Genomic DNA, 12,979 nt, shown 5'->3' on the forward strand with positions numbered 1-12,979 from the left:
GTCGCCGACAGCGCCTCGCCGTCGAGCATGTGCACGATGCCGAGGACGATCGTGTCGAGCTCGGCGGTCGGCATCGCCCCGGCGATCGGCAGCGTCCGGCCGATCTCGATGATCTCGCGGTGGTAGCGCTCGGCCAGCGGCTCCAGGCGGGACCGCAGCTCGGTGTCGGTGCGCGCCGCGAGCAGCAGCTCGTACCAGGCGGCGTTGATCGGGGCCCGGGTCGCGCGGCGCAGGAGCCGGACCGCCTCGGCGACATCGAACTCGGTCATCGCGCCGAGCCCGGCCCGGAAGTCGACGAACTGGCGGCTCCGGACGGCGTCCGCGGCGGCCAGGATGACGTCCAGGCGGGACTCGAAGTGCCGGAACAGGCCGCCCTGGGACACCCCGGCCCGCCGGGCGATCTCGGTCGTCGTCGTGCGGGCGTACCCGACCTCGCCCAGCAGCTCGACCGCCGCGTCGACGACGGCCGCGATCGTGCCCTCCCGACGTTCCGCCTGGGTACGTCGAGGGGGCGCCGTCACGACCCCTACTGTGCCACCACCGGATCGAGGCGCCGGACCGGTGCGACCGTGCCGCGGGCCTCGCCGGCCCGCAGGAACCGGCCGGTCCCGAGCGTGCGGCCGTAGCCCTCGGCGAAGTCCCCGCGGTCGTACACGACCTCGCCCGTGACGACCGTCGCGGTGACGGCGGCGTCGTTGCGGTTGACCATCCGGCTCATGTTGCCGAACTCGGGCATCAGCGCCTCGTGATAGCTGTCGACCTCGTCGCTCAGCCCGGCCGGGTCGACGACCACGATGTCGGCCCGGTCGCCGACCTGGATCCGGCCGGCGTCGATGCCGTAGAAGTCGCCGAGCTCGCCGGTCAGCTTGAAGATCGCCTTCTCGACCGTCATGAACGGCCTGGCCTTCGACTGGGCCTGGTGGACGCGGTTGAGCAGCCGGATGCCGAAGTTGTAGAACGCCATGTTGCGCAGGTGCGCCCCGGCGTCGGAGAACCCGATCGTGATGCCGTAGCGGTTGACCAGGCTGTCCTGGACGTCCGGGCGGGTGTTGGCGATGTTGGTCTTCCAGCGCAGCCTGGTGCCGTGCTCGACGACCAGGTCGAGGTAGCAGTCGACGGGGTGCAGCTTCCGCTGGCGGGCGACGTCGCCGATCATCATCCCGATCAGCGACGCGTCGGGGCACTCGGTGATCTCGGCGTCGTCGAAGTCGCGGTGCCAGACCCGCGGGGAGAAGCGCTTGTCGAAGTCCCGGCGGAACCAGCGCCGGTAGGCCTCGTCGGTCAGCAGCTCGTTGCGGCCCATCTCCTCGCGCAGGTGCAGCGCCTCGCGGCCCGAGCCGAACTCCTCGAACACGACCAGGTCGATCCCGTCGGCCCAGACCCGAAACGTCGTCGGCAGGTGCTGCCACGTGAAGCGGCCGCGGCCGATCTTGTTGGCCAGGAACGCCAGCGGTTCGAAGATCCGCTGCACCCAGGGCTCGGCCTTGGTGTCGGCGGCGGCCAGCAGGGACACCCGCAGCGGCTTGCGAAAGATCCCCGTCGCGGTCGCGAGGTAGAACGCGATGTCGTACTTCTTGTTGAGGTTGGGCACGCCCTGCAGGACCCGGCCGCGACGGCGGAGCACCCGGCTGAGGCCGCGGAACTCCTTCCAGCTCGAGTACGTCGACGGGAGCGAGCGGGAGCGGTAGCGGTCGCCGTCCAGCTTGTCCCACGGGTTGGTCATGGTCGAGATGCCGAGGAAGCCCGCGTCGAGCGCGTCCTCCAGGCGGCGCTCGATCTCGGCCTTCTCCCCCGCGGTCGCCCTCTGCGCCGGGTCGGTCGAGCGGCCCATGCCCATGACGCTGGCGCGGACGTCGGAGTGGCCGAGGAACGAGGCGACGTGCGGGCCGAGCGGCAGCCGCTCGAGGGCGTCGACCCAGCCCTGCGGCGTCGTCCACGTCTTGGCCTCCTCCAGGGAGGACAGCACGTGCGCCCGGGGCAGCGCCTCGACCCGGCTGAACAGGTCGGCGATGTCCAGCGGCGTGGAGTAGACCGTCGAGATCGAGCAGTTGCCGACCAGGACCGTCGTCACCCCGTGGCGTACCGACTCGTTGAGGCCCGGCGCGACCTGCACCTCGGCGTCGTAGTGGGTGTGGGCGTCGACGAAGCCCGGCATGACCCACTGGCCGGTGGCGTCGACCACCCGGGTGCCCGCCGCGACCTGGATCGGGGTCGGGCTGACGACGGCGACCTTGCCGTCCTTGACGCCCACGTGGGCGATGACGCCCGGCGCGCCGGTGCCGTCGAAGTAGGTGCCACCAGCGATGACCAGGTCGAGCTCGTGCATGTGATCGTCCTCACATTGTCGGGACGGCCCAACATAGCGAGTGACCTCTCGCTATGTCCAGGGTTGCGTACCGACTGGCGCACACCGATCCGCGAGTGGCGCAGAAATGGACGACACGCCGTCTCGTTTTCTTCAGCTTGCGCCAGTCGCGGATGGTTGTGCGCCGGTCGCGGAGAGGAAGTTCTGGAGCATGTCGTGACCTCGGGCGGTCAGGATCGACTCCGGGTGCATCTGGACTCCCTCGACGGGGTGGGTCCGGTGGCGCACGCCCATCACGATCCCGGACGCCGTGTGGGCCGTGGGCTCGAGCTCGTCCGGCAGGGTCGCGGGATCGATGACCAGCGAGTGGTAGCGGGCGCAGACCAGCGGGGACGGCAGCCCGGCGTAGACCCCGGCGCCGTCGTGGTGCACCAACGAGGGCTTGCCGTGCACGACCTCGGCGGCGCGGACGACCGTCGCCCCGTAGACCTCGCCGATCGCCTGGTGGCCGAGGCAGACCCCGAGCGTCGGGGTCGTGGGGCCGAGCCGGCGGATCGCCTCGCAGCTGATCCCGGCCTCGGCGGGGGTGCCGGGTCCGGGCGAGACGACCAGGTGGGTGAACTCCCCGCGCTCCCGGGCCGCCACGAGCTGGTCGACGGTGACGGCATCGTTGCGGACGACCTCGGTCGTGGCGCCGAGCTCCCCGACGTACTGGACCAGGTTGTAGACGAACGAGTCGTAGTTGTCGATGAACAGGACCCGGGCCCGGGGAGGCGGCGCGCTGGCGTCCACCTGCGGCGCCGGCGTGGACGCCAGCGCACCGCCTCCCGGGGCGGACCAGCGGCGCAGCAGCTCGGTGCGGAGCCATGCCGTCGTCCGCCCGACGGGCCAGTCGCCGATGCCCCGGCAGGCGGTGACCGGGACGACGCCGCGCAGCGCGTTGGTCGCGAAGACCTCGCTCGCGGCGGCCAGGTCCGTCGCGGTCAGCCGGCGCTGGAACACCGGGACGTCGGCCGCGCGGAGGATCTCGACGACCCGCTCGCGGGCCGTGCCGGGCAGGATCCGGCCGTCCGTCGGCGGGGTCAGGACGCCGTCGTCGTGGACCACGAACAGGCTGGCCCGCCCGGTCTCCAGGATCGCGCCGTCCTCCGCGACCAGGAGCAGGTCCTCGGTCGGCGGGCCGTCGTGCTCGAGGGCGCTGCGGTCGGCCCACTTGTGCTGGCCCAGCCCGCCGGGGATCGTGCGCGGCACGAGGGTCCACGCCTCGGCGTCGTCGTCGATCGGCCGGGTGCTGATCGTGACCCGCACGTCGGGACCCGCCGGGACCGCGTCGACCCGCAGGCGCTGCCGCCCGACCAGGCCACCCGCCCGCCGGACCACGGCCTCGTCCAGGCCCGCCCGGATCGTCGTCCCGTGGACCGCCCGGACGCTGGCGTCGAGCCGGGCCAGGTGGGCGTCGAGGTCGACCACGACCCCGTCGACGACCAGCAGGGTGTCGTAGATCCCGGCCGAGTGGTCGACCGCCGGGGCGTCCGAGAACCCGGTGACCGGGGTCGGCGCCACGGCTGGCGCCTCGGCCACGAGGTCGAGGACCCCGCCGATCGCCTCCACCAGCGGCCGGGCCTTGACGAGGCACTCGGCGAGCTCGCCGTCGGGGGTCGAGTCCGCCACGACTCCCCCACCCACCCCGAGCCACACCCGGTCCGCCGCGGCCGGGAACTCGAACGTCCGGATCACGACGTTGAGCTCCAGCCCGGCGCCGGGGCTGACGTGGCCGATCGCCCCGGTGTAGGCCTCGCGCCCCGTCGCCTCGAGGTCGTTGATGATCGCCATCGCCCGCACCTTGGGGGCCCCGGTCACCGAGCCGGGCGGGAACGTCGCCCGCAGCAGGTCGGAGTCGCGCACGCCCCGGCCGACATGGCCCACGACGTCCGAGACGAGGTGCCACACGGCGTGCCGCTCCGCGCGGGTGATCGCGGGGACGCGGACCGATCCCGGCACGCTGACCCGACCCAGGTCGTTGCGCATCAGGTCGACGATCATGATGTTCTCGGCACGGTCCTTGGCCGAGGCGACGAGCTCGTCCGGATCGGTGTCGAGCGGTGCGGTGCCCTTGATTGGCGAGCTCAGCACCTCATCGCCCGTCCGGCGCAGGAACAGCTCGGGCGACAGGCTCGCGAGCGTTCCCTCGGGGCTGGAGACGTAGGCCGCGTAGGCGGGGTGGAGCCGCTCGACCCCGGCGCAGAACGCGTCCAGCGGGTCACCGTCGAACGGCGCCTCCAGCCGGGTGCAGAGATTGGCCTGGAAGATGTCGCCGGCCGCGATGTGGTCGAGCACCCGCCCCAGCGCCGCCCGGTGCGCGGCGGGCGTCGGCGTCATCTCGAAGGTCCCCACGGTGTACGTCCGAGGGGCCGCCGGCGCCCCGGCCAGCGTCGCGAGGACCGCGGCGTCCCGCGCGGGGTCACGGGTCAGCGACTCGAACCACCAGGTGCCGTCGGTCAGCCGCAGCACGTGGTCGTAGAACGCGATGCGGTGGTCGGGCTGCCGCAAGGGCCGGTGCGGCGCGGCGGGGAGCTGCTCGACCAGGCGCCCCAGCTGATAGCCCCACGCCCCGATCCAGCCGCCGCCGAAGCCGGCGACCCCGGCCGGGAGCGGCTCGAGGTCGATGCCGGTGAACGGGTCCCCGTCGAGCACCTCGACCGGGTCGAAGGCGATCAGTGCCTCGCCGTGGTGCCAGGCCCCGAGCAGCGCGACGAGCCGGTCCCGGCCACGGAACAGGCGCAGGACGTCCAGCGGTCCGATCGTCAGGTCGAGACGCTGCCGGACGAGCTCAGTCGTTGCGGGTCTCGTCAATGACTTGCGCCCCCAGCTCACGGCTCAGCAGGGCCTCGGGGTCGATCTCCTCGTTGTCGATGACCGGGTCGTTGCGGTCGGCCGCGGCGTCGGGGTCGATCCGGGCCTGGGGCGTGCCGGGATCGCGCATCGCCTGGCGCACCGAGTCGGGCATCGTCGCGGCGGGCGTCGGCGGGGCGGCGGGAGCGGTCGGGGCCTGACGCGGCTCGTCGTCGGGGACCCCGGGGCGGGCACTCGGGTCGACGATCGCCTCGATCCGCCAGGTGACCCCGAGGACCTCCTGCAGGGCCTTCTGGACGTACTCGTCGGACTTGCTGTTGATGAAGGAGTCGCGTGCACCGGCGTTGACCAGCGCGATCGTCAGCGTCGAGCCGTCCAGGCCCGTGATCTGCGCGTTCTGGCTCAGCATGACCCACGCGAACCGGCGCAGGTCCCGGATCTTGTCGAGGATCTCGGGCCACAGCCGGCGGACGTCGGCGATCGTGAGATTGCCGGCCGAGGCCTCGGCAACGGGGGCTGCGGCAGCGGGGGCCGCTGCCGCGGGGCTGGCCTCCACGGGCGGCGCGACCGGGGCCGGCATCTCGGCGGCGGGTGCGGCCGTGGCGGGCCGGACGACCTCGGCGGGCGGGGCGGGCGGCGTCGCGACCGGGGTCGCCTCGACGGGCTCGACCAGCGCTGGTGGGGCGACGGGCTCGATCGTGCGGGGCACCGCGATCTCCTGCACCGGCGCGGGCGCCGGGGCAGCAGGGGCGGGCGCGGCAGCGGGAGCCGGGGCAGCGGCGACCGGAGCCACGGCACCGGCGCCGTCCACCCCCAGCCGGCGCTCGAGCCGGTCGAGCCGGGCCTGGAAGCCCTGCGTCGAGTTGTCCGAGCCGGGCACCAGGATCCGGGCACACATCAGCTCGAGCAGCAGCCGCGGCGCCGTGGCGCCGCGGAACTCCATCAGCGCGGCGTTGACGATGTCGGCCGCCCGGGTCAGCTCGGACGGGCCGAAGCCGCCGGCCTGGGCGACGAGGCGCTCGGCCCGGTCCCCCGGCACGTCGAGCAGGCCCTTGTCGAGCGCATCGGGCACCGCCGCCACGATCACGAGGTCACGCAGTCGCTGCAGGAAGTCCTCGGCGAACCGGCGCGGGTCCTGGCCGGACTCGATGACCTTGTCGACGACGCCGAACACGGTCGACCCGTCCCGGGCGGCGAACGCGTCGATCGCCTCGTCGAGCAGCGAGTCGGGGGTGTAGCCGAGCAGCTGGACCGCGAGCTCGTACGTGACGCCGGCGGGGCCGGCCCCGCCGAGCAGCTGGTCGAGCACGCTGAGCGTGTCACGCACCGAGCCCTGCCCGGCACGCACGACGAGCGGCAGCGCCGTCGGCTCGAGCGACACGCCCTCGGCGGTGCACAGCTGCAGGAGGTAGTCGCCCAGCGCCTTGGGCGGGACGAGCCGGAACGGGTAGTGGTGCGTCCGGGAGCGGATCGTGCCGATGACCTTGTCGGGCTCGGTCGTGGCGAAGATGAACTTCAGGTGCGGCGGGGGTTCCTCGACGAGCTTGAGCAGCGCGTTGAAGCCCTGCGGGGAGACCATGTGGGCCTCGTCGATGATGTAGACCTTGTAGCGGCTGCTGACGGGGGCGAAGAACGCCCGCTCCCGCAGGTCACGCGCGTCGTCGACGCCACCGTGGCTCGCGGCGTCGATCTCGATGACGTCGATGCTGCCGGGTCCGCCGCGGGCCAGGTCGCGGCACGACTGGCACTCGCCGCACGGGTCCGCGATCGGTGCCTTCTCGCAGTTGAGCGCCCGGGCCAGGATGCGCGCGCTGGTCGTCTTGCCGCAGCCGCGCGGCCCGGAGAACAGATAGGCGTGATTGACCCGGTTGGCCGCCAGGGCGTGGCGCAGGGGGTCCGTGACGTGCTCCTGACCGATCACCTCGGCAAACGTCTCCGGCCGGTAGCGGCGGTACAGCGCGAGGGGGGCATCCACGCTGTGAACTCTATCGACCCGTCACGACACTGACGACCCCGCGCACACCGCCCGCGGCCGGAGCTCAGCTCGCGAGGAGGCGGGTGGCCCGGAGCCAGGTGTCGACCGCGGCGTAGGCGGCCTTGCGCGGCCCGTCCTTGGAGATGAACACGTCGTGGCGGGCGCCCTCGACCGGCAGCGACGTCACGGAGCCGCCGAGGCAGCCGGCCCACTTCGCGATCTGCCGGACATCGAGCACCGCGTCGGCGTCGTCGACGTCGGGCGAGTACGCCCGGGCGAACCGCGTCCGGCCCGAGCGCAGCACCAGCGAGGGGACCCCGACATCGAGCCCGCGGTGCAGCCGCGAGTGCCCCTTGCGGACCGCGGTCAGCCAGCCGTACGTCACGGGGAAGCCCTGGAGCGGCTTGTAGACCGTGTTGAAGTCCCACTCGCCGTGGGCGCTGACGTGCAGGCTCGTGCCGTACGCGTCGGTGGGCGGCAGCTTGATGACCGACTTGGGCCGGACCTTCGCGATGCCCTCGATGACCCGGGTGCCGACGGTGCGCATCGCGGGCTTGCCCTGCAGGTCGAACCACGGGCTGTTGAGGATCAGCCCGGCGATGCCGGCGCCCTGCGAGCCGCCGGGACGCCGGTTGAGCCGATCGAGCCACAGCGGGAGGATCAGGCCGCCGGTCGAGTGCGCCGCCAGCACGACGGGCCGGCCGCCGGTCTCGGCGCGGACGATCGCCAGCGCCTCGTCGAGCTCGGCGTCGTACAGCGCGAGATCGGAGACGTAGTGGCCGGTCTGGCCGGCCTGCCGGGAGCGGCCGCACTTGCGCAGGTCCAGCGCGTAGAACGCGAATCCGCGCTCGGTGAAGAAGTCGGCGAGCTCCTTCTGGAAGAAGTAGTCGCTGAAGCCGTGGACGTAGATGACGGCGGCCTCGGCCGTCGTGGGGGCCGAGCGGCGTACCAGCGTCGCCTCGATCGTGCCCTCGCCATCGGGGTCGGCGCCCAGGGGGATCGTCCGCTTCTCGTAGCCGTCGCCCAGCTCGTCGGGCCTCCACTCTGTCATGGGCTCGAGCGTACGCCCGGCCGGGGGCCGCGTGCTCAGGACCGGCCAGCATGATGGACGGCATGGCCGAGACACGCGACATCCACCGCACGCTCGACCTGGCGCTGCGCGTCGGGGAGATGCTGCTGTCGAACGGCGCCGGCGCCGCCGACGTGACCGCGACGATGTCCTCGATCGCCCACCACCTGGGCCTGCGACAGGTCCTCGTCGACGTGACCTTCACGTCCCTGGCGATCAGCCACCAGCCGAGCTTCGACGAGCCGATGCTCAGCCTGACCCGCCACATCAACCACCGCGAGACCGACTTCGCCGACCTCACCCGGGTCGACCAGCTCGTCGCCGACCTGCTGGCCGACGAGATCGACCTGGAGGCGGCCCGGTCCCGGCTCGCTCAGGTCGCCTCCACGGGGCACGAGCGGCCCCGTTGGGCGGTGTCACTGAGCTGGGGCGCCATCGGCGCGGGGATCGCCCTGCTGATCGGCGGTGACCTGGTCGTGACGGCGGTCGCGGCGGTCGCGGCGATCGGGGTCGAGATCCTGCAGCGCTACCTGTCCCGGCTGCGGCTGCCGTTCTTCTACGCCCAGGTCGCCGGCGGGCTGTTCGCGACGCTGCTGGCGGTCGGGGTCAGCGCCCTCGACGTCGGGGTCGACCCGTCGCTCGTCATCACCGCCAGCATCGTCATGCTGCTCGCCGGGCTGGGCTTCATCGGCGCGATCCAGGACGCCCTGACCGGCTTCTACATCACCGCGGGGGCCCGGATCCTGGAGGTCATGATGTCGACGGTCGGCGTCATCGTCGGGGTCAGCGGTGGCCTGACGGTAGGCGGGATGCTCGGGGTCGACATCGCCCTGGACCCCAACGCCGCGGGCCTGTCCCGGTTCCCCCTCATGGTCACGGGAGCGGCGATCAGTGCCGCGGCCTTCGCCTACGCGGCGTACGCCCCCAAGCGCATCCTGGCGCCGATCGCGGTGATCGCCGGCGGCGCCGCCGCGATCTACATCCTGCTGGTCGAGCACGACGTCGGCCGGGCGTGGCCCGCCGCGGTCGCCGCGATCTTCATCGGCTTCGTGAGCTACACCGTCTCCGGCTGGGCCCGCGTGCCGCCGCTCGTCGTGGTGGTGTCCGGGATCGTCCCGCTGCTGCCCGGCCTGTCGATCTACCGCGGGCTGTCCCTCCTGGCCGACGACGACCTGGCCGGCATCCTGGCGATGATCAGCGCGATCGCGATCGCGGTGTCCCTGGCGGCCGGCGTGATCCTCGGGGAGTATGTCGCGCAGCCGCTGCGCCGCGAGTCCCGCCGGCTCGAGCAGCGCCTCTCCGGGCCACGGTTGGTCGGCCCCCTGCGCGCACGCGCCAAGCGGCGGTGGCCAGTCAGGTGATATCAAGGGTTACGCGCCAGTAGGTTTCCCCCCAGGAGGATCAGATGAGACTGCAGCTGTCAGATGAGGACGTCGAGTTCCGCGAGGAGATGCGTACGTTCTTCACCACCCAGATTCCCCAGGACATCCGGGACACCGTTGCGGCGCGCCGCGAGCTGTCCAAGGACCAGATCGTCCGGTCGATGCGTGCCATGAACGCCGCCGGCATCGCCGTGCCCAACTGGCCCGTCGAGTGGGGCGGCAAGGACTGGACCCCGCTGCAGCGGCACATCTGGCACGAGGAGATGCAGCTGGCCGGCGTCATGCCGCCGCTGGCGTTCAACGCCTCGATGGTCGGCCCGGTCATCGCCGCGTTCGGCTCGCAGGAGATCAAGGAGCGCTTCCTGCCCCGGACGGCCAACCTCGACATCTGGTGGTCGCAGGGCTTCTCCGAGCCCGACGCCGGCTCCGACCTCGCCTCGCTGCGCACGACCGCGGTGCGCGAGGGCGACGAGTACGTCGTCAACGGCCAGAAGACGTGGACGACCCTCGGCCAGTACGGCGACTGGATCTTCACCCTCGTCCGTACCGATCCGGCCGCCAAGAAGCAGGCCGGCATCTCGTTCCTGCTGATCGACATGACGTCCCCGGGCCTGACGGTCCGCCCGATCGAGCTGATCGACGGCGGCGTCGAGGTCAACGAGGTCTTCTTCGACAACGTCCGCGTGCCGGCGGAGAACCTCGTCGGCGAGGAGAACAAGGGCTGGGACTACGCCAAGTTCCTGCTCGGCAACGAGCGGGTCGGCGTCGCCCCCGTGGGCTCGACCAAGCGCACCCTGGCGCAGGCCAAGGAGTACGCCGCGACGGCCGGCCCCGGCGGCACCTCGCTGCTCGAGGACCCGCTGCTCGCGGCGCAGATCGCCGAGCTGGAGAACGACCTGCTGGCGCTCGAGCTCACCGCGCTGCGAGTCGTCGCCAACTCCGCCGACGGCAAGCCGCACCCCGCCTCGTCGGTCCTCAAGCTGCAGGGCACGGTCCTGCAGCAGGCCGTGACCGAGCTGTGGGTCGACATCGCCGGCCCCAACGCGCTGGCCACGGGTGCGGGTGAGGGCTCGGACGTCCCCGACCTCGCCCGAACCGCCACGACCAACTACCTCAACTTCCGGAAGGCGTCGATCTACGGCGGCTCCAACGAGGTGCAACGACAGATCATCGCCGGGACGATCCTGGGACTGAGGGGCTGACATGGACTTCACACTCGACTCCGAGCAGACCGCGCTGCGCGACGCCGTCCGCGGACTGCTCTCCAAGGCGTACGACTCCACCGAGACCCGCCGCGAGGTCACCAAGACCGATCCGGGCTGGGACGAGAAGACCTGGCAGCGGCTCGCCGAGATGGGCGCCCTCGGCCTCCCGTTCGCCGAGGAGGACGGCGGCTTCGGCGCCGGTCCCGTCGAGGTGTCGATCGTCGCGGAGGAGATCGGGCGCGTCATCGCCCCCGAGCCCTACGTCGAGGCGGTCGTGCTCGCCGGTGGCCTGATCGCCGCGGCCGGCACCCCGGCGCAGAAGACCGAGATCATCGGCGCCCTCGCCGAGGGACAGCTCGTCCCCGCGTTCGCGCACACCGAGCCGGGCTCGCGCTACAGCGAGGTCGCGACGGTCACGGCCTCCGGCTCGGGCGACTCCTGGACGCTGACCGGCGTCAAGGAGCCCGTGCTGGGCGGCGCGCGCGCCGACCTGCTGATCGTCAGCGCCGCGGTCGACGGCGGGACGGGCCTGTTCCTGGTCCAGCCCGACGCCGACGGCCTGACCCGCACGTCGTACCCGACGTTCGACCGCGGCCGCGCGGCCCATGTCGCGTTCGCCTCGACCCCGGCGGTCCCGCTGGGCGAGCCCGGGGCCGACCAGTCGGCCGCTATCGCCGCGACGATCGCCTCGGCGCAGATCGCGTACGGTCACGAGTCGCTCGGCGCGATGTCGTTCGCGCTGGAGACGACACGGGACTACCTCAAGACCCGCAAGCAGTTCGGCGTCCCGCTGATGACGTTCCAGGCGCTGACGTTCCGGGCCGCCGACATGTACGTCTCGCTGGAGCTGGCCCGCAGCACCGTCACCTGGGCGACGCTGGTCGAGCTCGACGGCGGCGACCCGGCCGACCTCCTCGAGGCGGCCTCGCGCGCCAAGCTGCAGGTCAGCAAGGCCGGGCGGCACAGCGGCCAGGAGGCGATCCAGCTGCACGGCGGGATCGGCAAGACCGCGGAGTACAGCGTCGGGCACTACATGAGCCGGCTCACCGCGATCGACCACGCCCTCGGCGACGGCCGACACCACCTGACGGCCCTGTCGAAGGCGCTCGGCGGCCACACCGTGGTCGAACCCCTGCCGTAACGACCCGCCCGCCCCGGGGCGGTGCGTTGGCGTCCACGGACGCCACACGCCCGTCCCGGGCGCCAGCGCACCGCTCAGGGGCGAGTCAGGGCCCTGGCGTCGGCCATGACCCCGGCGACGAAGATGTCGATCGCGGAGCCGGGGATAGCGGTCCTGCGGCAGCGACTCGAGCAGCGCGAGCTTGGCGGCCTGCGCCTCGTCGCGATCGGCCGGCTCGACGGCGGTCTCCGCGCCGGGCTCCCCCGTCACGAGGGTCAGCGCGATCATCAGCGCGTATAGGGGTGGATCTTCTTCATCAACGTCCCGCTCGGGATCGCGACGGCGGCCCTCGCGGTGTGGGCGATCGACGAGTCTCGCGACCCCCGTCGAGCGGACGCTCGACCTGTGGGGTCGCGATCGCCTCGGTCGCGATCTTCGGCCAGGACGCCGGGATGCTCGACCTGATGCCGAGCTTCATGGCGATCGGCATCGGCGGCGACCTCACGATCCCGCTGACCGCGACGGTCCTCGGCGTGATCCTGACGAGCCGGCCGCCGACGAGGATCTCGTCTCCGTGGCCCGACCCACGAGCTGGGGCGGTGTCCCGGGCATGAAAGGACCCCTCGCGTACCCGACAGAGCTCACTGACCCTTGCTGCCTTCCGGCCCTGGGGGAGTTGGGTGATGTGTCGCCACGCGAGGGGCTGCCCCCATCATACGGAGCCATCCCGGTTCGCCCCAAGCCGGGGACGACCGGTAGCCTTCTCGACGGAGGATTCGCATAGTGGCCTAGTGCGCTCGCTTGGAAAGCGGGTTGAGTGAAAGCTCTCAGGGGTTCGAATCCCCTATCCTCCGCCGAAACGCAAGGAGCCAGTTTCAGTCTGGAAGAACAGACTGAGCTGGTTCCTTCGCATATGTACCCGGCGGAGGCCCGCCTCCGTGGTGAGGCGAAGGACCGCCCACCCCCTCGCCGCGAGCCGAAGAGCTCACCGAAGGCGCGGCCCACGGCGCAACCCACGCCTCACCCCAGCGCAACCCACGCCTCACCCGGCGCAACCCACGCCTCACCCG

10 protein-coding genes, 1 tRNA gene, 1 other RNA gene and 1 pseudogene are annotated in these 12,979 nt (G+C 72.3%); 6 read left to right on the forward strand and 7 right to left on the reverse strand.

Annotated elements, in window-relative coordinates; translation table 11 throughout:
* From JWQ91_RS10215 to JWQ91_RS10235, 6 genes and pseudogenes are all read right to left on the reverse strand, one after another.
* Window positions 1-521: TetR/AcrR family transcriptional regulator (locus JWQ91_RS10215; protein ID WP_297783221.1), on the reverse strand; the 521-nt coding region annotated here is incomplete at its 3' end.
* Between the two features lie 5 nt (window positions 522-526).
* Window positions 527-2,326: an amidohydrolase family protein gene (locus JWQ91_RS10220; protein ID WP_297783224.1), complete on the reverse strand. Its 1,800-nt coding sequence runs from the start codon at window positions 2,324-2,326 to the stop codon at window positions 527-529.
* Window positions 2,327-2,458: 132 nt separating this feature from the next.
* A complete protein-coding gene (locus JWQ91_RS16480) occupies window positions 2,459-3,097 on the reverse strand; it encodes an aminodeoxychorismate/anthranilate synthase component II (protein ID WP_366521375.1) in 639 nt (212 codons plus the stop codon).
* A 129-nt stretch (window positions 3,098-3,226) separates the two neighbouring features.
* Window positions 3,227-5,179: pseudogene (locus tag JWQ91_RS10225) on the reverse strand (aminodeoxychorismate synthase component I); the annotation flags it as partial.
* The gene (locus tag JWQ91_RS10230) at window positions 5,136-7,133 is read right to left on the reverse strand and encodes a DNA polymerase III subunit gamma and tau (RefSeq protein ID WP_297783229.1); all 1,998 of its coding nucleotides are present in this window, start codon (window positions 7,131-7,133) and stop codon (window positions 5,136-5,138) included. The gene JWQ91_RS10230 and the pseudogene JWQ91_RS10225, both read right to left, overlap by 44 nt.
* Before the next feature lie 64 nt (window positions 7,134-7,197).
* Window positions 7,198-8,184, reverse strand: a complete 987-nt coding sequence (locus JWQ91_RS10235) for an alpha/beta hydrolase (RefSeq protein WP_297783231.1) — start codon at window positions 8,182-8,184, stop codon at window positions 7,198-7,200.
* A 62-nt stretch (window positions 8,185-8,246) separates the two neighbouring features.
* On the opposite strand from JWQ91_RS10235, the gene JWQ91_RS10240 reads away from it, so the two are divergent.
* The 5 genes from JWQ91_RS10240 (at window position 8,247) to JWQ91_RS10260 (ending at window position 12,523) form a co-directional block, all read left to right on the forward strand.
* Window positions 8,247-9,563, forward strand: a complete 1,317-nt coding sequence (locus JWQ91_RS10240; RefSeq protein WP_297783234.1) for a threonine/serine exporter family protein — start codon at window positions 8,247-8,249, stop codon at window positions 9,561-9,563.
* Window positions 9,564-9,607: 44 nt separating this feature from the next.
* Window positions 9,608-10,786, forward strand: a complete 1,179-nt coding sequence (locus tag JWQ91_RS10245; protein ID WP_297783237.1) for an acyl-CoA dehydrogenase family protein — start codon at window positions 9,608-9,610, stop codon at window positions 10,784-10,786.
* Between the two features lies 1 nt (window position 10,787).
* Entirely contained in the window at window positions 10,788-11,930 is a 1,143-nt protein-coding gene (locus JWQ91_RS10250; protein WP_297783240.1) for an acyl-CoA dehydrogenase family protein, read from the forward strand.
* A 105-nt stretch (window positions 11,931-12,035) separates the two neighbouring features.
* A complete protein-coding gene (locus tag JWQ91_RS10255; RefSeq protein WP_297783243.1) occupies window positions 12,036-12,209 on the forward strand; it encodes a hypothetical protein in 174 nt (57 codons plus the stop codon).
* Between the two features lie 56 nt (window positions 12,210-12,265).
* On the forward strand, window positions 12,266-12,523 hold the full coding sequence (locus JWQ91_RS10260; RefSeq protein WP_297783246.1) for a hypothetical protein: 258 nt from the start codon (window positions 12,266-12,268) through the stop codon (window positions 12,521-12,523).
* On the opposite strand, the gene ffs is transcribed toward JWQ91_RS10260, so the two are convergent.
* An RNA gene (gene ffs, locus JWQ91_RS10265) (signal recognition particle sRNA small type) lies at window positions 12,521-12,617 on the reverse strand. The two genes, JWQ91_RS10260 and ffs, sit on opposite strands and share 3 nt — an antisense overlap.
* A 61-nt stretch (window positions 12,618-12,678) precedes the next feature.
* Between ffs and JWQ91_RS10270 the strand changes: the two genes are divergently transcribed.
* A tRNA-Ser gene (locus JWQ91_RS10270) sits at window positions 12,679-12,763 on the forward strand.
* Window positions 12,764-12,979: the final 216 nt, after the last annotated feature.

The sequence above is a fragment of the Aeromicrobium sp. genome, from assembly GCF_025965075.1.
Classification (GTDB): Bacteria; Actinomycetota; Actinomycetes; order Propionibacteriales; family Nocardioidaceae; genus Aeromicrobium.

Bases quoted from the DNA above. Each gene is read 5' to 3' on its own strand.
- JWQ91_RS10220 (WP_297783224.1), bottom strand. From the start codon at position 2,326: ATGCACGAGCTCGACCTGGTCATCGCTGGTGGCACCTACTTCGACGGC.
- JWQ91_RS10235 (WP_297783231.1), bottom strand. From the start codon at position 8,184: ATGACAGAGTGGAGGCCCGACGAGCTGGGCGACGGCTACGAGAAGCGG.
- JWQ91_RS10240 (WP_297783234.1), top strand. From the start codon at position 8,247: ATGGCCGAGACACGCGACATCCACCGCACGCTCGACCTGGCGCTGCGC.
- JWQ91_RS10245 (WP_297783237.1), top strand. From the start codon at position 9,608: ATGAGACTGCAGCTGTCAGATGAGGACGTCGAGTTCCGCGAGGAGATG.
- JWQ91_RS10250 (WP_297783240.1), top strand. From the start codon at position 10,788: ATGGACTTCACACTCGACTCCGAGCAGACCGCGCTGCGCGACGCCGTC.
- JWQ91_RS10255 (WP_297783243.1), top strand. From the start codon at position 12,036: ATGACCCCGGCGACGAAGATGTCGATCGCGGAGCCGGGGATAGCGGTC.